At 66.8% G+C, this 21,490-nt stretch carries 23 protein-coding genes; 17 read left to right on the forward strand and 6 right to left on the reverse strand.

All coding sequences use genetic code 11. The features are described 5' to 3' along the window. Positions 1–29: 29 nt before the first annotated feature. The 7 genes from AC3WXD_RS18185 to AC3WXD_RS18215 all read left to right on the forward strand — a co-directional run bounded on the left by AC3WXD_RS18185 (position 30) and on the right by AC3WXD_RS18215 (position 5,780). Positions 30–563 (forward strand): OmpH/Skp family outer membrane protein, encoded by a 534-nt coding sequence (locus AC3WXD_RS18185; protein WP_059412811.1) that lies wholly within the window; start codon positions 30–32, stop codon positions 561–563. Positions 564–603: 40 nt separating this feature from the next. Further along, the gene (lpxD, locus tag AC3WXD_RS18190) at positions 604–1,707 is read left to right on the forward strand and encodes a UDP-3-O-(3-hydroxymyristoyl)glucosamine N-acyltransferase (protein ID WP_020203936.1); all 1,104 of its coding nucleotides are present in this window, start codon (positions 604–606) and stop codon (positions 1,705–1,707) included. Continuing rightward, the gene (fabZ, locus tag AC3WXD_RS18195) at positions 1,704–2,153 is read left to right on the forward strand and encodes a 3-hydroxyacyl-ACP dehydratase FabZ (protein ID WP_020203935.1); all 450 of its coding nucleotides are present in this window, start codon (positions 1,704–1,706) and stop codon (positions 2,151–2,153) included. The genes lpxD and fabZ overlap by 4 nt, the downstream gene beginning before the upstream one ends. A gap of 117 nt (positions 2,154–2,270) precedes the next feature. Further along, on the forward strand, positions 2,271–3,074 hold the full coding sequence (lpxA, locus tag AC3WXD_RS18200; protein WP_020203934.1) for an acyl-ACP--UDP-N-acetylglucosamine O-acyltransferase: 804 nt from the start codon (positions 2,271–2,273) through the stop codon (positions 3,072–3,074). Between the two features lie 14 nt (positions 3,075–3,088). Next, a complete protein-coding gene (gene lpxB, locus AC3WXD_RS18205; RefSeq protein WP_492324353.1) occupies positions 3,089–4,300 on the forward strand; it encodes a lipid-A-disaccharide synthase in 1,212 nt (403 codons plus the stop codon). Beyond that, positions 4,300–5,001 carry a ribonuclease HII gene (gene rnhB / locus AC3WXD_RS18210; RefSeq protein WP_020203932.1) on the forward strand — a complete coding sequence of 234 codons (702 nt, stop codon included), beginning with the start codon at positions 4,300–4,302 and terminating at the stop codon, positions 4,999–5,001. Before lpxB ends, rnhB begins: the two co-directional genes overlap by 1 nt. Next, a complete protein-coding gene (locus AC3WXD_RS18215; RefSeq protein ID WP_020203931.1) occupies positions 4,998–5,780 on the forward strand; it encodes a TrmH family RNA methyltransferase in 783 nt (260 codons plus the stop codon). Before rnhB ends, AC3WXD_RS18215 begins: the two co-directional genes overlap by 4 nt. 21 nt (positions 5,781–5,801) lie before the next feature. Here the strand turns inward: AC3WXD_RS18215 and ppsR are convergent, their stop codons facing one another. Next, positions 5,802–6,617, reverse strand: coding sequence for a posphoenolpyruvate synthetase regulatory kinase/phosphorylase PpsR (gene ppsR, locus AC3WXD_RS18220; RefSeq protein WP_020203930.1), 816 nt, complete (start codon positions 6,615–6,617; stop codon positions 5,802–5,804). 357 nt (positions 6,618–6,974) lie between these two features. Here ppsR and ppsA point away from each other — a divergent pair, with 357 nt between their 5' ends. From ppsA to AC3WXD_RS18235, 3 genes are all read left to right on the forward strand, one after another. Then, positions 6,975–9,359: a phosphoenolpyruvate synthase gene (gene ppsA, locus AC3WXD_RS18225; RefSeq protein ID WP_059412807.1), complete on the forward strand. Its 2,385-nt coding sequence runs from the start codon at positions 6,975–6,977 to the stop codon at positions 9,357–9,359. Between the two features lie 140 nt (positions 9,360–9,499). Beyond that, a complete protein-coding gene (locus tag AC3WXD_RS18230) occupies positions 9,500–9,922 on the forward strand; it encodes an NfeD family protein (protein ID WP_020203928.1) in 423 nt (140 codons plus the stop codon). A 105-nt stretch (positions 9,923–10,027) separates the two neighbouring features. Further along, a complete protein-coding gene (locus AC3WXD_RS18235) occupies positions 10,028–10,954 on the forward strand; it encodes an SPFH domain-containing protein (protein WP_059412806.1) in 927 nt (308 codons plus the stop codon). Between the two features lie 154 nt (positions 10,955–11,108). Here AC3WXD_RS18235 and smpB read toward each other — a convergent pair whose 3' ends face one another. After that, positions 11,109–11,561, reverse strand: a complete 453-nt coding sequence (smpB, locus tag AC3WXD_RS18240) for an SsrA-binding protein SmpB (RefSeq protein WP_020203926.1) — start codon at positions 11,559–11,561, stop codon at positions 11,109–11,111. A 268-nt stretch (positions 11,562–11,829) separates the two neighbouring features. Between smpB and AC3WXD_RS18245 the strand changes: the two genes are divergently transcribed. Next, positions 11,830–12,267: a type II toxin-antitoxin system RatA family toxin gene (locus AC3WXD_RS18245; RefSeq protein ID WP_029043806.1), complete on the forward strand. Its 438-nt coding sequence runs from the start codon at positions 11,830–11,832 to the stop codon at positions 12,265–12,267. After that, on the forward strand, positions 12,254–12,598 hold the full coding sequence (locus tag AC3WXD_RS18250; protein ID WP_492324354.1) for an RnfH family protein: 345 nt from the start codon (positions 12,254–12,256) through the stop codon (positions 12,596–12,598). Before AC3WXD_RS18245 ends, AC3WXD_RS18250 begins: the two co-directional genes overlap by 14 nt. A 42-nt stretch (positions 12,599–12,640) precedes the next feature. Here the strand turns inward: AC3WXD_RS18250 and AC3WXD_RS18255 are convergent, their stop codons facing one another. Next, positions 12,641–13,210, reverse strand: a complete 570-nt coding sequence (locus AC3WXD_RS18255) for a DUF4124 domain-containing protein (protein ID WP_492324355.1) — start codon at positions 13,208–13,210, stop codon at positions 12,641–12,643. 122 nt (positions 13,211–13,332) lie between these two features. Continuing rightward, on the reverse strand, positions 13,333–14,292 hold the full coding sequence (locus tag AC3WXD_RS18260; protein ID WP_020203921.1) for a DMT family transporter: 960 nt from the start codon (positions 14,290–14,292) through the stop codon (positions 13,333–13,335). 122 nt (positions 14,293–14,414) lie between these two features. Here AC3WXD_RS18260 and guaB point away from each other — a divergent pair, with 122 nt between their 5' ends. From guaB to AC3WXD_RS18280, 4 genes are all read left to right on the forward strand, one after another. Beyond that, a complete protein-coding gene (gene guaB / locus AC3WXD_RS18265) occupies positions 14,415–15,878 on the forward strand; it encodes an IMP dehydrogenase (RefSeq protein ID WP_020423833.1) in 1,464 nt (487 codons plus the stop codon). Positions 15,879–16,003: 125 nt separating this feature from the next. After that, on the forward strand, positions 16,004–16,615 hold the full coding sequence (locus tag AC3WXD_RS18270; RefSeq protein ID WP_059412802.1) for a hypothetical protein: 612 nt from the start codon (positions 16,004–16,006) through the stop codon (positions 16,613–16,615). Next, positions 16,590–18,209 carry a glutamine-hydrolyzing GMP synthase gene (gene guaA / locus AC3WXD_RS18275; RefSeq protein ID WP_492324356.1) on the forward strand — a complete coding sequence of 540 codons (1,620 nt, stop codon included), beginning with the start codon at positions 16,590–16,592 and terminating at the stop codon, positions 18,207–18,209. Before AC3WXD_RS18270 ends, guaA begins: the two co-directional genes overlap by 26 nt. Positions 18,210–18,516: 307 nt before the next feature. Continuing rightward, entirely contained in the window at positions 18,517–19,719 is a 1,203-nt protein-coding gene (locus AC3WXD_RS18280) for a tyrosine-type recombinase/integrase (protein WP_492324357.1), read from the forward strand. Positions 19,720–19,803: 84 nt separating this feature from the next. Here AC3WXD_RS18280 and AC3WXD_RS18285 read toward each other — a convergent pair whose 3' ends face one another. Together AC3WXD_RS18285 and AC3WXD_RS18290 are read right to left on the reverse strand one after the other, a co-directional pair. Continuing rightward, a complete protein-coding gene (locus AC3WXD_RS18285; RefSeq protein WP_026437060.1) occupies positions 19,804–20,049 on the reverse strand; it encodes a helix-turn-helix transcriptional regulator in 246 nt (81 codons plus the stop codon). A 103-nt stretch (positions 20,050–20,152) separates the two neighbouring features. Further along, positions 20,153–21,163 (reverse strand): LuxR family transcriptional regulator, encoded by a 1,011-nt coding sequence (locus AC3WXD_RS18290; RefSeq protein WP_492324358.1) that lies wholly within the window; start codon positions 21,161–21,163, stop codon positions 20,153–20,155. A 90-nt stretch (positions 21,164–21,253) separates the two neighbouring features. On the opposite strand from AC3WXD_RS18290, the gene AC3WXD_RS18295 reads away from it, so the two are divergent. Further along, positions 21,254–21,487 carry a Plasmid-related protein gene (locus tag AC3WXD_RS18295; RefSeq protein WP_015039729.1) on the forward strand — a complete coding sequence of 78 codons (234 nt, stop codon included), beginning with the start codon at positions 21,254–21,256 and terminating at the stop codon, positions 21,485–21,487. Positions 21,488–21,490: the final 3 nt, after the last annotated feature.

Here is a 21,490-nt window from a genome sequence, read left to right on the forward strand (position 1 = left end):
GAGAGCCAAGAGGATTGAGGATCCGATTCATGAAAACAGCATTCCCACTGATCAAGAGCCTGGCCACGGCCGCGCTGGCCGCCGGCACGCTGCTGGCCGCCGCCCCGGCGATGGCGCAGGAAGCCCGCATCGCGGCGGTCAACTCCGAACGCATCCTGCGCGACTCGGTGCCCGCCAAGCAGGCCCAGGTCAAGCTGGAGCAGGAATTCTCCAAGCGCGACCGCGACCTGCAGGACATGGCGCAGAAGATCAAGGGCATCGCCGACAAGCTCGACAAGGACACCGCCGTGCTGGCCGATGCCGATCGCCAGCGCCGCCAGCGCGAGGTGGCCGACCTCGACCGCGAATTCCAGCGCAAGCAGCGTGAATTCCGCGAAGACCTGAACCAGCGCCGCAACGAGGAACTGGCCCAGGTGCTCGAGCGCGCCAACCGCGTGATCCGCCAGCTCGCCGAGCAGCGCAAGTACGACCTGATCGTGCAGGAAGCGGTCTACGTCAATCCTCGCATCGACATTACCGACGATGTGATGAAGGCGCTCAACAGCGCCGCCGCCAGCAAGTAAGCTGGCTGCCCGTTTTACCGCCGCTCCAGGAAGTACTGCCATGCAAACACCCACACTGGGTCAGCTCGCCACCGATACCGGCGCGCAGGTTGTGGGTGATCCCGACCTGGCCGTGCACGGTCTCGCGCCGCTCGACCAGGCCGGCCCCGGCCAGCTCTCGTTCCTCTCCAACCCGCTCTACCTGGCGCAGGCGCTGGCCTCGCGGGCCGGCGCCGTGATCGTCTCGGCCGCCGACCTCGAGCGCATCCGCGCCGAAGGGCAGGCCGACGGCCGCAACTGGCTGGTCGCGCGCAATCCCTACGTGTGCTTCGCCCGCATCGCGCAGGGCTTCGAGCGCCGCGCCAACACCGACCACCGCACCGGCATCGACCCGCGCGCCAGCGTGGCGGCCGACGCGGTGGTGCCGCCGTCGTGCTTCATCGGCCCCAACGTGGTGATCGAGAGCGGCGCGCGGCTGGGCGAGCGCGTGCGCATCCTGGCCAACGGCTTCGTCGGCGCCGGCGCGCAGATCGGCGACGATACGCTGATCTACGCCAACGTCTCGGTCTACCACCAGTGCGTGGTCGGCATGCGCTGCATACTGCACAGCGGCGTGGTGCTGGGCGCCGACGGCTTCGGCTTCGCGCCCGACATCGGCCCGGCCGGCGTCGAGTACGTCAAGATTCCCCAGACCGGCCGCGCGGTGCTCGGCAACGACGTGGAGGTCGGCGCCAACACCGCGATCGACCGCGGCGCGATGGCCGACACCGTGGTCGAGGACGGCTGCAAGCTCGACAATCAGGTGCAGATCGCCCATAACGTCAGGGTGGGCGCGCATACTGTGATCGCGGGTTGCGCGGCCATCGCCGGCAGCACCAAGGTGGGCCGTTTCTGCGTGATCGGCGGTTCGGCCAATTTTGCCGGCCACCTGAACATCGCGGACCGCACCACGGTGTCCGGCGGCACGTCGATCACCAAATCCATCACCAAGCCCGGCGGCCATTTCACCAGCGTGTTCCCGTTCCTGCCGCACGGCGACTGGGAGCGCAACGCGGCCATCGTGCGCGGGCTCACCAAGTTGCGCGAGCGCGTGGTGCAGCTCGAGAAACGCCTGCGTGGCCAGGCCGGCAATCCTACACAGCATACCGAAGAGAAATCATCATGACCGCAGCCGACATCGATATCCAGAAGATCCTCAAGCTGCTGCCGCATCGCTACCCGTTCCTGCTGGTGGACCGCGTGCTCGAGCTCGAGCCGCAGAAGCGCATCAAGACGCTCAAGAACGTCACGATCAACGAACCCTATTTCCAGGGCCATTTCCCCGGCCATCCCGTGATGCCGGGCGTGATGATCCTGGAGGCGCTGGCGCAGTCGGCCGGCCTGCTGACCTTCGGCGCCGAGATGGAGCGCAAGGAAGGCGCGCTGTACTACTTCGTCGGCATCGACGGCGCCCGCTTCAAGCAGGTGGTGACGCCGGGCGACCAGTTGCACATGAACGTGTCGGTGGAGCGCTACATCCGCGGCATCTGGAAGTTCAAGGCGTTCGCCACCGTGGACGACAAGGTGGCTTGCGAAGCTGAGCTGATGTGTACCGTCAAGCAGGCCGAGTGATCGCGCCTCGCCGGGGCGCCCGCGCCCCGGCAGCGCGCGCCGTCCGGCGCCGCCGGGCAGTCCCGGCACCGGCCTTGACCGTTCCATCTCTCCCACTCAGACCATAGGACAGGACGCATGACGCAAATCCATCCCAGCGCACTGGTCGACCCCAAGGCCGAGCTCGCCGCCGACGTGACCGTCGGGCCGTTCTCGATCATTGGTCCCAACGTGCGTCTCGGCAGCGGCACCCAGGTGGGCGCGCACACCACCATCGAAGGCCACACCACGGTGGGCGCGGACAATCGCATCGGGCCGTATGCCTCGGTCGGCGGCATGCCGCAGGACATGAAGTACCGCAACGAGCCGACCCGGCTCGAGATCGGCGACCGCAACACCATCCGCGAATTCACCACCATCCACACCGGCACGGTGCAGGACCGCGGCGTGACCAGCATCGGCGACGACAACTGGATCATGGCCTACGTGCATATCGCGCACGACTGCCGCGTGGGCAACCACACGGTGTTCTCGAGCAACGCGCAGATCGCCGGCCACGTGCAGGTGGGCGACTGGGCCATCCTCGGCGGCATGAGCGGCGTGCACCAGTTCGTGCGCATCGGCGCCCACGCCATGCTGGGCGGCGCCTCGGCGCTGGTGCAGGACCTGCCGCCGTTCGTGATCGCCGCCGGCGACAAGGGCGGCAACAAGGCCACGCCGCACGGCATCAACGTCGAAGGCATGCGCCGCCGCGGCTTCGACGCCGCGCAGATCGCCGCGCTGCGCCAGGCCTACAAGGTGCTCTACAAGTCGGACCTGAGCTTCGAGGCCGCGCGCGGCGAGATCGCGCAACTGATCGCCCAGTCGGACGGCAGCGCCAGCGCGCCGCTGCAGGGCTTCCTCGACTTCATTGCCGCCACCCAGCGCGGCATCGTGCGCTGAAGCCGCACCACGCCATGGTCGACGGTGTCCTGCCGGCCCCGGACGGCGCGCCGCGCGCAGCAGGCGCGGCGGATGCGCGCGGCACCATCGCGATGGTGGCCGGCGAGAATTCCGGCGACCTGCTGGCTTCGCTGCTGATGGGCGGCCTGAAGGCGCGCCTGGGCGACACCGTGCGCTACGCCGGCATCGGCGGCGCGCGCATGATGGCGCAGGGGTTCGAGTCGCAGTGGCCGATGGACACGCTGTCGGTCAACGGCTACGTGGAGGTGCTGGGCTCGCTGCGCGAGATCCTGGCCACGCGCCGCGCCATCCGCGAGTCGCTGCTGGCAAGGCCGCCGCTGTGCTTCATCGGCGTCGACGCGCCCGATTTCAACTTCGGCCTGGAAGTGCCGCTGCGCCGCGCCGGCATTCCCGTGGTGCACTTCGTCAGCCCCTCGATCTGGGCCTGGCGCGGCGGGCGCATCCGCACCATCGCGCGCGCGGTGGACCACATCCTGTGCCTGTTCCCGTTCGAGCCCGAGATCTACGCGCGGGCCGGCATTCCCGCGACCTACGTCGGCCACCCGCTGGCCGACGTGATCCCGATGGTGCCGGACAGCGAGAGCGCGCGCGCCCGGCTCGGCCTGCCGGCCGGCAACCGCGTGGTGGCGGTGCTGCCGGGCAGCCGGCAGTCCGAGGTGCGCAACCTCGGCCCGACCTTCTTCGGCGCGATGGCGCGCATGCACAGCATGGACGGCAACCTCGTCTTCGTGCTGCCCGCGGCCAGCCCCACGCTGCGCGAGGCCGTGGAAAACCTGCACCGGCAGCATCCGCAGATCCCGCTGACCATCGTCGACGGCCAGTCGCACCTGGCGATGGAGGCGGCCGACGTGATCCTGCTGGCCAGCGGCACCGCCACGCTGGAGGCGGCGCTGTACAAGAAGCCGATGGTGATCTCCTACAAGGTGCCCTGGCTGACCGCGCAGATCATGAAGCGACAGGGCTATTTGCCCTACGTGGGCCTGCCCAACATCCTGTCGGGGCGCTTCGTCGTGCCCGAGCTGCTGCAGGACGACGCCACGCCCGAGGCGCTGGCGCGCGAGACGCTGCTGCAGCTCAACGACGAAGGCAATACCGCGTTCCTGCGCGAACATTTCACCCAGATGCACCAGACGCTCAAGCGCAATACCGCCGAGATCGCCTCGGCCGTGGTCGCGGACCTGATCCGCCAGCGGAGGGGCGTGTAATGGCGCGCCGCAAGACGACCCCGGACGAGGCCCAGCTCGGCTTCGAGCTGACCGCCAGCGCGGCCCGCGCGCGCTGCCTGTGCGGCGTGGACGAGGCGGGCAGGGGACCGCTGGCCGGCCCGGTCTATGCCGCGGCGGTGGTGCTCGACCCGGCACGGCCCATCAAGGGCCTGGCCGATTCCAAGGTGCTGACCGCGCGCCGCCGCGAGGTGCTGTTCGACGAGATCCGCGAGCGCGCGCTGGGCTGGCACATCGCCTTCGCCACGGTGGAAGAGATCGACACCATCAACATCCTGCACGCCACCATGCTGGCCATGCAGCGCGCGGTGCACGGGCTGGCCGACGCCGGGCTGGAGCCGGACCTGGTGCAGGTCGACGGCAACCGCTGCCCGCAGGTGCGCTTCGCGGTGGAGGCCATCGTCAAGGGCGATGCCAAGGTGCAGGCGATCTCGGCCGCGTCGATCCTGGCCAAGGTGGCGCGCGACCGCGAACTGCTGACGCTGCATGCCGCGTACCCGCAGTACGGCTTCGACGCGCACGCCGGCTACGGCACGCCGCAGCACCTCGCCGCGCTGGCCGAGTTCGGCGCCACGCCGCACCACCGGCGCTCGTTCGCGCCGGTGCGCGAGGCGATCGCGCTCGGGCGCATCGCGCCGGCGCCCGTGCCGGCAAGGGGCGCATCGGCGGAGCAGGCATCGTGAAGCACGTCACCTCGCGCGAGAACGCGCTGTTCAAGCACCTGAAGGCGCTGACCACCTCGACGCATGCGCGCCGCAAGGCGGGCCAGTCCGTGCTCGACGGCGTGCACCTGGCGCAGGCCTACCTGGCCGCGCTGGGCCAGCCGGTGCAATGCGTGGTGTCGGAGCGGCACTACGACCACGCCGAGGTGGCGCCGCTGCTGGCGCAGATCGCCTCCGAGCGCGTGGTGCTGCTGTCCGACGCGCTGTTCGCGCAGGTCGCCGGCGTGGTCAACGGCATCGACCTGATGCTGGTGATCGAGACCCCGTCCGGGCACCTGCCGTCGCGCATCGACACCGACTGCATCATCCTCGACGGCGTGCAGGATGCCGGCAACGTCGGCTCGATCCTGCGCAGCGCCGCCGCGGCCGGCATCGGCCACGCGTTCCTCGTCACCGGCAGCGCCTTCGCGTGGTCCACCAAGACCCTGCGCGCCGCGATGGGCGCCAATTTCCACCTCAACATCGTCGAGCACTGCACCTTCGACATGCTGGCGCCGCGCCTGGCGGTGCCGCTGCTGGCGACTTCCTCGCATGCGCAGGCGGACGTGTTCGACACCGACCTGCGCGCGCCGGTCGCGTGGGTGGTCGGCAACGAGGGCAGCGGCGTGAGCCGCGAGTGGATGGAGCGGGTCGACCGCACCGTGGGCATCCCGCAGCCGGGCGGCCTAGAGTCGCTCAACGTGGCGGCGGCCACGGCCATCTGCCTGTTCGAGGCGGTGCGGCAGCGGCGAGCGGGCTGACGGGCGCCGGCGCGACGCGCCTCAATAATTGCTGTCCCGCTCCACCTTGATCTCCTGCAGGATCGTGGTGGCGATCTCCTCGATCGACTTGTGGGTGGAGGACAGCCACTTGATGCCTTCGCGGCGCATCATGCCCTCGGCTTCGTTGACTTCGTAGCGGCAGTTCTCCAGCGCGGCGTACTTGCTGCCGGGGCGGCGCTCGTTGCGGATCTCGGCCAGGCGCTGCGGGTTGATCGACAGGCCGAAGATCTTCTGCTTGAACTGGTACAGCGCGGTGGGCAGCTTGCCGCGCTCGAAGTCGTCGGGGATCAGCGGGTAGTTGGCGGCCTTGAGCCCGTACTGCATCGCCAGGTAGAGGCTGGTCGGGGTCTTGCCGCTGCGCGACACGCCGACCAGGATCACGTCCGCCTCGGCCAGGTTCTTGTGCGACTGGCCGTCGTCGTGCGCGAGCGAGAAATTGATCGCCTCGATGCGGTTCTGGTAGGCCTCGGTGTCGGCGTTCTGGTGGAAGCGGCCGATGGCGTGCGTGGACTTCAGTCCCAGCTCCTTTTCCAGCGGCTCGATGAAGGTCTGGAACATGTCCAGGATCATGGCCTTGGCGCGGCGGATCGCCTTGTTCGACTCCTGGTTGACCAGGGTGGTGAAGACGATGGGCGGCACGCCTTCGGCGTAGAAGGCCTCGTTGATCTTGCCGACCGCGATATGTGCCTTCTCCGGCGTGTCGACGAACGGCATGCGCACCTTGCGGAAACGCATCTCGAACTGCGCCAGGATGGAGTGGCTGAAGGTTTCCGCGGTGATGCCGGTGCCGTCCGAGACGATGAAAACGGTGCGCACGGCGGGGCGCTCCTCGTTGCGCGGTACCTGGGGTTGCAGCGGCTCAAGGGGCGCGGCGGGAGCGGCGGGCTGGGACATGTATGGACAATTTTTTTGAAACCGTGCGCCGCGAAAGTGCGGTGCGGCACGGTAGAATAGCGGCGATCTTTTCGCTAAGCAATTCCGCCAGCGCTGTCGGGAGAACGATCCGGCCCCGGATTGTCGACAATGTGCGCTGCAGCAATCACGGTCGAACTCCGGTCCCCACCAGCGTGGGAATGCGCGGGACTGTTTAGCCAAGCGATCCGTCCGGTAGCAGAACTCCAACAAGATTCCGGGCGTCAGCAACAAGTTTCTTACTTTGTTTTTGAGGCTTTTATGAACAACCCGGCAATTGACGGCGCCTACGTGCTGCCGTTCGAGCAGTTGCGCAAGGAAGATGTGGAAACCGTGGGGGGCAAGAACTCGTCGCTCGGCGAGATGATCTCCCAGCTGGCCGAGGCCGGCGTGCGCGTTCCCGGCGGCTTTGCGACCACCTCGCTCGCGTTCCGCGACTTCCTCACCCACAACAACCTGACCCAGCGCATCTCCGAGCGCCTCAAGGCGCTCGACGTCGACGACGTCAAGGCGCTGGCCGAGGCTGGCGCCGAGATCCGCGACTGGGTCGCCAAGGCCCCGTTCCAGCCCCGCCTAGAGCAGGAAATCCGCGAGTTCTACGCGCGCGCGGCCGAGCGCGAAGGCGCCGAGGCCTCGTTCGCGGTGCGCTCGTCGGCCACCGCCGAAGACCTGCCCGACGCCTCGTTCGCGGGCCAGCAGGAGTCCTACCTCAACGTCAGCGGCATCGACGACGTGCTGGACAAGATCCGCCACGTGTTCGCCTCGCTGTACAACGACCGCGCCATCTCCTACCGCGTGCACAAGGGCTTCGCCCATGACGTGGTGGCGCTGTCGGCCGGCGTGCAGCGCATGGTGCGCTCGGACGTGGGCGCCTCGGGCGTGATGTTCACCATCGACACCGAATCCGGCTTCCAGGAAGTGGTCTTCATCACCTCCAGCTACGGCCTTGGCGAAACGGTGGTGCAGGGCGCGGTCAACCCGGACGAGTTCTACGTCTTCAAGCCGACGCTGCAGGCCGGCAAGTACCCGATCATCCGCCGCTCGATTGGCTCCAAGCTGATCAAGATGGAATTCACCGCGCCCGGCGAAGCCGGCCGCGTGAAGACCGTGGACGTGCCCATCGAGCTGCGCAACCGCTACTCGATCACCGATGCCGACGTGGCCGAGCTGGCCAAGTACGCCGTCATCATCGAGAAGCACTACGGCCGCCCGATGGACATCGAATGGGGTAAGGACGGCCGCGACGGCAAGATCTACATCCTGCAGGCGCGCCCCGAGACCGTGAAGAGCCAGTCCGTCGGCAAGGCCGAGCAGCGCTTCAAGCTCAAGGGCACCGCGCCCGTGCTGACCAGCGGCCGCGCGATCGGCCAGAAGATCGGCACCGGCCGCGTGCGCGTGATTAACGACCCGGCCGAGATGGAGCGCGTGCAGCCCGGCGACGTGCTGGTCGCCGACATGACCGATCCCAACTGGGAGCCGGTGATGAAGCGCGCCGCCGCCATCGTCACCAACCGCGGCGGCCGCACCTGCCACGCCGCCATCATCGCGCGCGAGCTGGGCGTGCCAGCGGTGGTCGGCTGCGGCGACGCCACCGACCTGCTCAAGGACGGCACGCTGGTCACGGTGTCGTGCGCCGAGGGCGACGAAGGCCGCATCTACGACGGCCTGCTCGAGACCGAAGTCACCGAAGTGCAGCGCGGCGAAATGCCGGAGATCGACGTCAAGATCATGATGAACGTCGGCAACCCGCAACTGGCCTTCGACTTCTGCCAGATCCCGAACCAGGGCGTGGGCCTGGCGCGCCTCGAATTCATCATCAACAACAACATCGGCGTCCACCCGAAGGCCATCCTCGACTATCCGCAGGTCGACGCCGACCTGAAGAAGGCCGTGGAAAGCGTGGCCCGCGGCCACGCCAGCCCGCGCGCGTTCTACGTGGACAAGCTGGCCGAAGGCATCGCCACCATCGGCGCGGCGTTCTATCCGAAGCCCGTGATCGTGCGCCTGTCGGACTTCAAGTCCAACGAGTACAAGAAGCTGATCGGCGGCTCGCGCTACGAGCCGGACGAGGAAAACCCGATGCTGGGCTTCCGCGGCGCCTCGCGCTACATCGCCGACGACTTCGCCGAAGCGTTCGAGATGGAATGCAAGGCCATGAAGCGCGTGCGCGACGACATGGGCCTGACCAACGTCGAGATCATGGTGCCGTTCGTGCGCACGCTCGGCCAGGCCGAGAAGGTCATCGAGCTGCTGGCCAAGCACGGCCTGAAGCGCGGCGAGAACGGCCTGCGCATCATCATGATGTGCGAAGTGCCGTCCAACGCCATCCTGGCCGAGGAATTCCTGCAGTTCTTCGACGGCTTCTCGATCGGCTCGAACGACCTGACCCAGCTCACGCTGGGCCTGGACCGCGACTCCGGCATGGAGCTGCTGGCCAAGGACTTCGACGAGCGCGACCCGGCCGTCAAGTTCATGCTGTCGCGCGCGATCTCCACGGCGCTGCGCCTGGACAAGTACGTCGGCATCTGCGGCCAGGGTCCTTCGGACCACCCGGACTTCGCCGCGTGGCTGGCCAAGGAAGGCATCAAGTCGATCTCGCTGAACCCCGACTCGGTGATCGATACGTGGAAGCAACTGGCTTCCTGAGGCATTTGACGTCACAATAGCGGTACACCGGCCCTGCGCCAGGTGTTCCGAACCCCCGCAGGCGCCCTGGCGCTGCGGGGGTTTTTCATTTTTGGGCCCGCCCGTCCGCGCGGTGGCGGCGGGCAGGCAAGGGGAGCGAGATGGCGCCGTACTACATCTGGTTTGCGCTGGCCGCGGTGCTGGTGATCGCGGAACTGGGGCTCGGCACCTTGTACCTGCTGATGGTGGCGCTGGGCGCGGCCGCCGGCGGCCTGGGCGCGCTGGCCGGGCTCGGGCCCGCCAGCCAGACCGTGCTCGCCGCGCTGGTGGGGCTGGCCGGCTTCGTGGTGCTGCGGCGTTCCCGCTATGGCCGCACGCGGCGCGACGCGGCGGAGCGCGATCCCAACGTCAACCCGGACATCGGCCAGGAGCTGGAAGTGCCGGCCTGGGGCGAGGGCGGCCGCGCGCGGGTGCGCTACCGCGGCACGGAGTGGGACGTCGAGCTGCAGAGCGGCGCCGCCGCGCCGGGGCGCTTTCGCATCGTCGAGGTGCACGGCAACACGCTGTTCGTCAGCCCGCGCTAGGCGCCCGGCTGTCCCCGGTTTTTCAGGCGCTTTCCGGATTTTTTCGGCTTTTCGTGGTTCTTTGCGGCTTTTCGGAATCCTTTTTCAACCCGTCCTGGAGGTCCCGTGTTCGAATTCTTCGGCAGCCTGCTGCCCCTGCTGGTCCTGGTCGCGGTGATCGTGCTGGTGGCGCAGAGCTTCAAGATCGTGCCGCAGCAGCACGCCTGGGTGCTGGAGCGCCTGGGCAAGTACCGCGCGACGCTGACGCCGGGGCTTACCGTGGTGCTGCCCTTCGTCGACCGGGTGGCCTACAAGCACGTGCTCAAGGAAATCCCGCTCGACGTGCCGAGCCAGGTCTGCATCACGCGCGACAACACGCAGTTGCAGGTCGACGGCGTGCTGTACTTCCAGGTCACCGATCCGATGAAGGCGTCCTACGGCTCGAGCAATTTCGTGGTGGCCATCACCCAGCTCTCGCAGACCACGCTGCGCTCGGTGATCGGCAAGCTGGAGCTCGACAAGACCTTCGAGGAGCGCGACTACATCAACCACAGCGTGGTCAACGCGCTGGACGAGGCCGCCGCGAGCTGGGGCGTGAAGGTGCTGCGCTACGAGATCAAGGACCTCACGCCGCCCAAGGAGATCCTGCACGCCATGCAGGCCCAGATCACCGCCGAGCGCGAGAAGCGCGCGCTGATCGCGGCGTCCGAGGGCAAGCGGCAGGAGCAGATCAACCTGGCCACCGGCGCGCGCGAGGCCGCCATCCAGAAGTCGGAGGGCGACCGCCAGGCCGCCATCAACCGCGCCCAGGGCGAGGCCTCGGCGATCCTGGCGGTGGCGGAAGCCAACGCGCAGGCCATCGAGAAGATCGGGCGGGCCATCCGCACCGATGGCGGCATGGAAGCGGTCAACCTGAAGGTGGCCGAGGAATACGTGGGCGCCTTCGGCAACCTGGCCAAGCAGGGCAACACGCTGATCGTGCCGGGCAACCTCGGCGACATGAGCAGCATGGTGGCCGCCGCGCTGCAGATCGTGAAGGGGCAGAAGGCTTAGGGCGCCGGGGAGGGCTGCGCGGGAGCGCGCAAGGGCGTCGGGAAGTACGCCGGGAAGTAGGCCGGGAAGGGCGCGCAGGCAGGGCAGGAAGGCAGGAGAGCGGCGCCGCTCATGCGAGCCGCGGCAGGCGCGGCCCGTAGTGACCTATAGTGGCCTACTCCTTCGTCGCGCCCTTCATGATGCGCGCCTTCTCGCGCTGCCAGTCGCGGTCCTTCTCGGTCTCGCGCTTGTCGAACTGCTTCTTGCCCTTGGCCAGGCCGATCTCGCATTTGACGCGGCCGCGCGTGTAGTGCAGGTTCAGTGGCACGATGGTAAAGCCGCGCTGCTCCACCTTGCCGATCAGCCGCTTGATTTCCTCGGCCTTGAGCAGCAGCTTGCGGGTGCGCACCGCGTCCGGGTTGACGTGGGTGGAAGCGCTCTGCAGCGGGCTGATGTGGGCGCCGATCAGGAACAGCTCGGCGTCGCGCACGACCACGTAGCCTTCCTTGATCTGCACGCGACCGGCGCGGATCGCCTTGACTTCCCAGCCCTCGAGCACGATCCCCGCCTCGTATCGCTCTTCGATGAAGTAGTCGAAAAAGGCTTTCTTGTTGTCTGCGATGGTCATGCGGTCCGGGTAAAGGAAATAACGGTAGGAAAAAACAAAAAACCAGAATAACGAAGGGAGGGGGCGGGCTGGCGCGCCGCGCCGCAGGGCGCCGGGGAGGCCGCCATGCGCCTCGCGGGCGCGGCCGGGATGCCGCCGGGCCGCGCGTGGGCTAAAATTGCGATTCTAGCAAACCGGCCGCTCCCGGTGGATCCCGCAGTGCATCATGGCGCAGGCGGGATTTGCGCGGGCCTTGCCGCGCTTCCCGATATTCCCGATTTCCCGATACATGGCAGACGTCCATAAATCCGTGCTGCTTGGCTACTCGGCCGAGCAGATGTACAACCTGGTCACCCAGGTCGAGGACTATCCCAAGTTCCTCCCCTGGTGCGGTGGCGTGGAGGTGTTCGAGCAGACCGAGACCCTGCTCGACGCCAAGATCCACATCCACTTCAACGGCATCAAGCAGTATTTCCACACCCGCAACACGCAGGAGCGGCCCGTGCGTATCGATATGGTGTTCGAGGACGGCCCCTTCAAGGTCTTCAGCGGTTCCTGGCGCTTCACGCCGCTGCGCGAGGACGCCTGCAAGATCGAGTTCCACCTGCACTACGAATTCTCCAGCTTCCTGCTGGAAAAGATCATCGGACCGGTGTTCAGCATGATTGCCAATACGTTCGTCGATGCCTTCGTCAAGCGCGCCGAGGTGGTCTATGGCAACCGCTGAAGCCGTGCCCGCGCTGCGCGTGCTGGTCTGCTACGCGCGCCCGGAAGGCGCCTTCCTGAAGGAAACCGAGGTGGCGCCGGGCACCACCATCGTCGGCGCGATCGGCGCGTCGGGGCTGCTGCAGGCCTGCCCGGAAGTGGACCCGGCCACGCTGCGCGTGGGCATCTTCAACAAGCTCAAGACGCCCGACACGGTGGTGCGCGAGGGCGACCGCATCGAGGTCTATCGCCCGCTGGTGGCGGACCCCAAGTCGGCGCGCCGCAAGCGCGTGCTCAAGACCCGCCGCGGCGGCACCCGCGAAGGCCAGAAATGGCTGCGCGGCGGTGGCTGACCCAGCGGCTGAACCGGCGGTCGATCCGGCCGCGCGGCCCGCTCAGACGCAGTTCTCGGCGAGGCTGGCGTTGGTGCGCTGCAGTTCGGCCTGGCGCTGGTCGTCGTCGAGGTGCTGCGGCGAGCCGTCCGGCGCCGGCACGGTGATGCGCCGGTTCTGCTGCAGGGCCGCGGCGTAGCCGCGCAAGCCGGCGCAGCGCGCCTCGCGCTCCTGCGCGGCCTTGTCCTTGGCGGCCTGGTCGGCCTCGGCCTTGAGCGTTTCGGCGCGGCGCTTCTGGAAGGCATCCTCGGAGCCGGTGGCGGTCTCCGCGCGGGCTTCCGCCTTTGCTTCCCCCTTCGCTTCGGGCCTGGCCGCGGCGGCATCCGAGGCGGGCGCCGCGTCGGCGGGCCGCAGCATGCCGGCAAAGCGGCCGGGCGCCTTGATGACGCTGGCGACCGGCACCGAGGGCGGCGGCGGGACGTCGCTGAACACGGTGCGGCCGGCGGCGTCGCGCCACTGCCATTGCGCCTGCGCGGCGGCGGGGTGGCAGAGGCAGGCCAGGGCGGCGAGCGTGAGGGTCGCGATCGGGTGCGCGGCGAGGTGCGCGGTCAGGCGCGCAAGCATGGGTTTCATTGGCTCGGGTCGTCGGGTCGGGGTGACAGCCTGCGGGGAGCAACGGGAATCGGCGAATCGGAGAATCGGCGAATCGGGACATCGCGGCCGCGCGGCCGGACCGCCGCGACTGCGGCGCTAGTTTAGGCAGACTTGCCGGTGGCGTGCAAGCGCACCGACCACGCCACGCCGACCATCAGCAACACAATGGCGGCGATCTCCAGCGGGCGCGGCAGGCGGTGGTCGAACACGAAGCCGTAGGCCAGCGCGAACAGCGTCTCGAACACGATCATCTGGCCCGACAGCGTGAGCGGCAGGCGGCGGCTCGAGATGTTCCACAGGTTGTTGCCGATCAGCGACGCGCCCAGCGCCACCGCCGCGTTGACCATCCAGAACCACTGCCAGTCGCGCCCGCTGCCGGCGTCGCCCAGGCGGTCGCCGGCCAGCAGCCAGCCGGCGATGGCCAGCACCACCGAGACCACGCCGGTGGAGATGCCGTACAGCGCCGACCACTCGTTGCCGCTGTACTGGGGATTGCGCTGCAGGTAGCGCGCGTTGTCGACCGCATAGAGCGTCCAGCACACCAGCGCGCCGGCCGCGCACATCACGCCGGCCACGCGCTCCCACACCGTGCGCGCGGCCTCGCCGGCGGCCGGCCCGTGCGCGCCGGCGCCGCCGCCGAACAGGTCGAGGTTGATGCAGGCGATGCCCGCGGCCACCACCAGCAGCGGCCAGATCAGCCGCGCCAGCGGCACCGCGCCGTGGTCGCGCCGCCCCATGATGGTCACGGAGATGGGCAGGATGCCGATGATCAGCGAGGTCGGGCCGACCCCGGCGAGCTGCACGCCGAAGGCCAGCAGCACGTAGTAGAGCAGGTTGCCGGTGAAGGCCTGGCGCAGCAGCGCCACGCAGTCGGCGCGGGTGAGCTTGCGCGCGATGCGCGTCATCAGCGGTAGCGCGGCGGCGAACGCCACCAGCCCGTAGGCCAGGTAGCGGCCGATGGCCAGCTCCCACGGCGAGAAGACCGGCAGCAGCTTGGGCGCGATGAACACCATGCCCCAGAACGCGCCGGCCAGCAGGCCGCACAGTACGCCGATCCCCATCGTGGTCCGCCTATGCCGGAAAAAAGACAAAGAGCATAGCAGACTCGCACAAGGGCACTCGCAGGCGCATCAAGAAACGTGCCATTCCTGTATAATTCGGTTTTGCGCCTAGAGGAATTGCTATGCGTCTTGTCCAGAAAGCACTCACATTCGATGACGTGCTGCTCGTGCCGGCCTATTCGTCGGTACTGCCCCGTGATGTCTCCCTCCGCACCCGCCTGACCCGTTCGATCGAACTGAACATTCCGCTGGTATCCGCCGCAATGGATACCGTCACGGAAGCCCGCCTGGCCATTGCAATGGCGCAGGCCGGCGGCATCGGCATCGTCCACAAGAACCTGAAGCCGGCCGACCAGGCCCGCGAGGTGGCGCGCGTCAAGCGCTACGAGTCGGGCGTGCTGCGCGACCCGATCACCATCCCGCCGGACATGAAGATCCGCGATGTGATTGCATTGTCACATCAATACGGCATCTCCGGCTTCCCCGTGCTGGAAGGCAAGTCCGTGGTGGGCATCATCACCAACCGCGACCTGCGCTTCGAGGAAGACCTCGACGCACCGGCGCGCGCCAAGATGACCCCGCGCGAGAAGCTCGTCACGGTGGGCGAGGACGCCTCGCTGGAAGACGCCAAGCGCCTGATGAACCGCCACCGCCTCGAGCGCGTGCTGGTGGTCAACCAGGCCTTCGAGCTGCGCGGCCTGATCACCGTCAAGGACATTCAGAAGGCCGTGGAACACCCGCTGGCCAGCAAGGACGACCGCGGCCAGTTGCGCGTGGGCGCGGCGGTGGGCGTGGGCCCCGACAACGACGAGCGCGTCGACCTGCTGGTCAAGGCCGGCGTCGACGTGATCGTGGTCGACACCGCCCACGGCCACAGCCAGGGCGTGCTCGACCGCGTGCGCTGGGTCAAGCAGAACTACCCGCAGGTGCAGGTGATCGGCGGCAACATCGCCACCGGCGCCGCCGCGCGCGCGCTGGTCGACCACGGCGCCGACGGCGTCAAGGTCGGCATCGGCCCCGGCTCCATCTGCACCACCCGCATCGTCGCCGGCGTGGGCGTGCCGCAGATCACCGCGGTGGCCAACGTGGCCGAGGCGCTCCAGGGCACCGGCGTGCCGCTGGTGGCCGACGGTGGCATCCGCTACTCAGGCGACATCGCCAAGGCGCTCGCAGCCGGCGCGCACGTGGTCATGATGGGCGGCATGTTCTCCGGCACCGAGGAAGCGCCGGGCGAGGTGTTCCTGTACCAGGGCCGCTCGTTCAAGAGCTACCGCGGCATGGGCTCGGTGGGCGCGATGAAGGACGGCGCGGCCGACCGCTACTTCCAGGAAGACAACACCGCCAACGTCGACAAGCTGGTCCCCGAAGGGATCGAAGGCCGCGTGCCCTACAAGGGCTCGGTCACGGCCATCATCCACCAGCTTTGCGGTGGCGTGCGCGCCTCGATGGGCTACTGCGGCAGCAGCTCCATCGCCAGCTGGCACGAGACTTCCGAGTTCGTGCAGATCACCGCCGCCGGCATGCGCGAATCGCACGTGCACGACGTGCAGATCACCAAGGAAGCGCCGAACTACTACATCGACTAAGTCGATTCGACCAGTGGCTGCGCGGGGCGCGACGCCCCGTCAGCCGCGCGGCCCGGTACAGGTTTCCCCCGGGCCGAGCCGGCCGCGCCCCCAGGCCGGGCCCACGCCTGACCGGAGGAGATTTCATGAAAGTATTGCTGCGAGCTGTGCTGTTCCTCGATGCCCTGCTGCAGTTGCTGCTCGGCGCCGTCCTGCTGCTGTCGCCTTTCACGACGCTCTACAGTGCGCTGCAACTGCCGCAGCCCCAGCCGCCGCTCTACGGGCAACTGCTCGGCGTCGCGCTGATCGGCCTGGCGCTGCTGCTGTGGCAGGCCACCATCAACGGCCAGCTCACGGTCGCGGTGGCGCGCACGGTCGGGCAGGTCAACCTCGTCAGCGCGATCCTGATCGTGGCCTGGATGCTCATGCTCGACCTGCCGGTGCAGGGCGCGGGCAAGATCTGGCTGCCGGTGCTGGCCGCGGTCCTCGCTTTCTTCGCGGCCGTGCAGCTGCCCGCCGCCAAGCGCGTGCGCGTGCGCGAGCGCGCCGAACGCGACAAGCGCGAACTGCAGAAAGACGCGCAGAACAAAGATGCCGGCACGCCGCCCGCGGCACGCCGGCCGCAATCACCCGAATACCGGCAAGAGCCCGGTATCACCCCGCCGCCCGGCTATGGCCCGGGCACCGAGGTGATGCCCGAGCCCGCGCTGGACGACACGCCATCCGCCCATCATGCACGACAAAATCCTCATCCTTGACTTCGGCTCGCAGGTAACGCAGCTGATCGCCCGCCGCGTGCGCGAAGCGCACGTCTACTGCGAGATCCACCCGAACGACGTGTCGGACGAATTCGTGCGCGAGTACGCGCCCAAGGGCGTCATCCTGTCCGGCAGCCACGCCAGCACCTACGAAGACCACCAGCTGCGCGCGCCGCAGGCCGTGTGGGACCTCAGCGTGCCGGTGCTCGGCATCTGCTACGGCATGCAGACGATGGCCGTGCAACTGGGCGGCAAGGTGGAATGGAGCGACCACCGCGAATTCGGCTACGCCGAAGTGCGCGCGCATGGCCACACCGCGCTGCTCAAGGACCTGGAAGACTTCGCCACGCCCGAAGGCCACGGCATGCTCAAGGTCTGGATGAGCCACGGCGACAAGGTCGCCGAACTGCCGCCCGGCTTCAAGCTCATGGCCTCCACGCCGAGCTGCCCGATCGCCGGCATGGCCGACGAAGCGCGCGGCTACTACGCCGTGCAGTTCCACCCCGAAGTCACGCACACCGCCAAGGGCCGCGACATCCTCGAACGCTTCGTGCTCAAGATCGCCGCCGCCCGGCCCGACTGGGTCATGCGCGACCACATCGCCGAAGCCGTCGCCAGGATCCGCGAACAGGTCGGCGACGAAGAAGTCATCCTCGGCCTGTCCGGCGGCGTCGACTCGTCCGTGGCCGCCGCCCTGATCCACCGCGCCATCGGCGACCAGCTCACCTGCGTGTTCGTCGACCACGGCCTGCTGCGCCTCAACGAAGGCAAGATGGTCATGGAAATGTTCGCCGGCCGCCTGCACGCCAAGGTCGTCCACATCGACGCCGCCGAACAGTTCCTCGGCCACCTCGCCGGCGTCACCGACCCCGAAGCCAAGCGCAAGATCATCGGCCGCGAATTCGTCGAAGTGTTCCAGGCCGAAGCCAAGAAGCTCAGCAAGGCCAAATGGCTCGCGCAAGGCACCATCTACCCCGACGTGGTCGAATCCGGCGGCACCAAGACCAAGAAAGCCACCACCATCAAGAGCCACCACAACGTCGGCGGCCTGCCCGAGACGCTCGGCCTCAAGCTGCTCGAACCGCTGCGCGACCTGTTCAAGGACGAAGTGCGCGAACTCGGCGTCGAACTCGGCCTGCCGCCCGAGATGGTCTACCGCCACCCGTTCCCCGGCCCGGGCCTGGGCGTGCGCATCCTCGGCGAAGTCAAGCGCGACTACGCCGAACTGCTGCGCCGCGCCGACGCCATCTTCATCGAAGAACTGCGCGCCACCATCGCCACCGAACAGGACGCCGCCGCCGGCCTGTGCGAACCCGCCCAGGTCGGCAAGAGCTGGTACGACCTGACCAGCCAGGCCTTCGCCGTGTTCCTGCCGGTCAAGTCCGTCGGCGTGATGGGCGACGGCCGCACCTACGACTACGTCGTCGCGCTGCGCGCGGTGCAGACCACCGACTTCATGACGGCGCATTGGGCGCATTTGCCGTATGCGTTGCTGGGGCGTTGCTCGAACCGGATTATCAACGAGGTACGTGGCTTGAACCGGGTGGTGTATGACGTTTCGGGGAAGCCGCCGGCTACGATTGAGTGGGAGTGATTCTACGTCTGGCACCGGCTGGCACCTGGTAGCAGGAAAACATAGATAATCCCGCGTCATTGCGGGCTTTTTTGTGATTTCATTCGGCACCGGCTGGCAATCTTTGGCATCGCCAAGCACCGTTTTTTCATGGCATGATGAATGGCATTGAATGCTTTAATGCCATGAGGTGTCATCGATACCATGTAGCTACCCTTCTAGCGATCATGGTATTGATCTGACGTAATGCAATGATTTCATTGTGTTTTTACGCCAGTATTGGACTGATTTTTGATCATGGTATTTGAGCCGAACTAGGGCGAGAACCATGCTGACCGATACCAAGCTGCGCAACCTCAAGCCGAGGGACAAGCTCTACAAGGAGAACGACCGTGACGGCCTCTATGTGGCCGTCACGCCCGCCGGGGCGATCTCATTCCGCTACAACTACTCAATCCACGGCCGGCAGGAGACCATCACTTTCGGCCGTTACGGTGTTGGGGGCATCACCCTGGCGGAAGCCCGCGAGCGGCTGGGCGAGGCCAAGAAGATGATCGCGGCCGGGAAGTCGCCTGCCAAGGAAAAGGCGCGGGACAAGGCCCGCGTCAAGGATGCGGAGACGTTCGGAGCCTGGGCAGAAAAGTGGCTGCGCGGCTACCAGATGGCCGACTCCACCCGCGACATGCGCCGCTCAGTTTACGAGCGCGACTTGAAGCCGAAATTCGGCAATCAGAAGCTGGTGGAGATTACCCACGAGGACTTGCGGGCACTGACCGATGCCATCGTGGAGCGCGGCGCGCCGGCAACGGCAGTGCATGTCCGCGAGGTGGTGATGCAGGTCTATCGCTGGGCCATCGAGCGTGGCCAGAAGGTCGAGAACCCGGCGGAGCTGGTGCGCCCAACGTCCATCGCCAAATTCGAGCCGCGCGACCGTGCGCTGACGCCCGACGAGATCGGCCTGTTGTACCAGTACATGGAGCGCATCGGCACAGCGCCATCCATTCGGGCGGCGGCCAAGCTGCTGCTGTTGACGATGGTGCGCAAGAGCGAGCTAACCAACGCGACCTGGAGCGAGATCAATTTCAGCGACGCGCTTTGGACGATCCCGAAGGAGCGGATGAAGCGGCGCAATCCGCACCTGGTGTTTCTGTCCCGCCAGGCGCTGGACATCTTCATTGCCCTGAAAACCTTCGCCGGTGGATCGGACTACGTGCTGCCGTCGCGGTACGACTCGGACCTACCCATGAGCAGCGCCACGCTCAACCAGGTGCTGACGCTGACGTATCGGCTGGCGCAGAAGGAAGGAAAGCCGCTCGCCAAGTTCGGGCCGCATGACTTGCGGCGCACGGCCAGCACGTTGTTGCACGAGGCCGGCTACAACACGGACTGGATCGAGAAGTGCCTGGCGCACGAACAGAGAGGCGTCAGGGCCGTCTACAACAAGGCCGAGTACCGTGAGCAGCGGACGGCGATGTTGCAGGACTGGGCGGACATGATCGACGAATGGACGCTCAAGCGGCCGAAGGCGTAAGTCAGAGGAGGGCGGCAGCGCCTCCAGAACAGTGACCTTGGCCTCGGCTGTCATTGACACTTGAGGGGCGCGGCGTTTTAGCGGCTAAAAAGCGGTGGCTGCGACCGACGGGGTGAAGCCGGGCCGCATGGCCTGCGTGCCCGATGACTTGCGTGCCTCGATCCACTCCTCGATTTCTGCCAAGTCCCAGGCGACGTTTCGGCTGGTGAGTGCGATCCGGCGCGGGAACTCCCCGCGCTGTTCCATGTTGAAGATCGTGCGCTCAGACAGCGGGATCATCGCCAGTAGCTTCTTCCGGTTGATGAGTGTCTTACTTGTGGTTGCCTGCATCCCCTGGCCTCTTCAGTCACTTGCGAATATGTGCCTGATGGTGCCTGTCAATGCGGATCGCTTCGGCCTAATGATTGACTCTTTTGGTTGACACCAAAAGAAATCAGCGGATGGGGCGCTTCTTCTTCAAGTGAAACATTGCGGGGATTGATGCCAGCGCCTTCGATACCGCTTGGCGCTCGATGCCCAACCTTCGCGCAATCTCCGACTGATTGAGTCCAGACCACTGGAGCATCAAGATCTGCTTCTTGCGATCGGATAGCTTCGAGTCCACCATCAGCCGCGCCTGGTTGCGCAGTTCCGCCTTGTCAGCCGGTTGCAACGTCTGGCGCATGACATAGTGGAAGAAGTAGCCGTCAACGAGTTGATCGCCCGATTTCACTTGCGGCGTTGCCGGCTTCGCGCATTGCTGGCTGAACCTGGCCAGCTCAAGTTCAAACTGCGCGAGTGATCGCTTCGCCTGTCTGTATGCGGGGTTCCATTCGCCATTCGTTAGCTTGGGTCGATGCCCCTCGCAATACTGGTGACTAAGTTCAAGCTTCTTGCGATTCTCAAGCTCCGCATCGTTGACCTGCTGCTCCGCAACCTTGGCCATGAACGCGGAAAACTCCGTCAGCTCTCCGCAGAAGTCGCAGAAGCCGTGTTTCCGTTGCGCATTGAGACTGACGCCCTGAGCGGGGGCAGACGTTTGCGGGCGTTTGCTGGCACAGCAGCAAACCAGTTCGATCAAGGCTTCGAGGGTCGCGGTAAAGCGATGATCCCTTGGTGTCTGTCGGTCTTCCGTTTTGATGAACTGGCGTAGCAACTGGCGCTGCACGCGAACCATCGCGTCAAGTCCTACCAGTCCAATGATCGCGCTGAAGCCCACACCCGTGCCGGCGCCGGGGACGTAGCCCGAGTAGCGTACTGGAAGGGTTGCCATGTAGGCGGCTACAGCAGGATCGATCACTTCCTGGATCAGTCGCCCGATGGGGTAGCGTCGCGAAGACGTGGAGTATGGCTTCCAACGTTCACGGAAATCTTTGATGGACTGAGAAACGGTGGGGTCGCAGCCTTCCCAGATGGGGATGTAGTAGCGACCAAGGCGCTTCTTTGCGTTCTCTTCGTTTTCCATGTCAACCATTATTGCCAACTAATAAGCTGCCATCAAGCCTGGCGCTGCGTAACCTTCGTTGCAATTCAGTTGATAACGGAGGTTTACGCAATGACGATGGAAGACACGCTGCTGCAACGCTTCGGCCCGCTGCTGAGCATCGCGCAGCTCGCCACTGTCCTGGATCGTTCGCCTGATGGGTTGCGGATCAGCTTGCGTGCGACGAACGAATGGACGCAGCGGATCAACAAGGCCCGCTTGAAGATCGGCCGGCGGGTCTACTTCCGAACCTCGCAGATCGCCGAGGTGCTGAGCGACGAGTCCCTGTACGGAACGGGGAACTGAGGA

The sequence above is a fragment of the Cupriavidus sp. FW216-B1 genome (genome assembly GCF_058789195.1).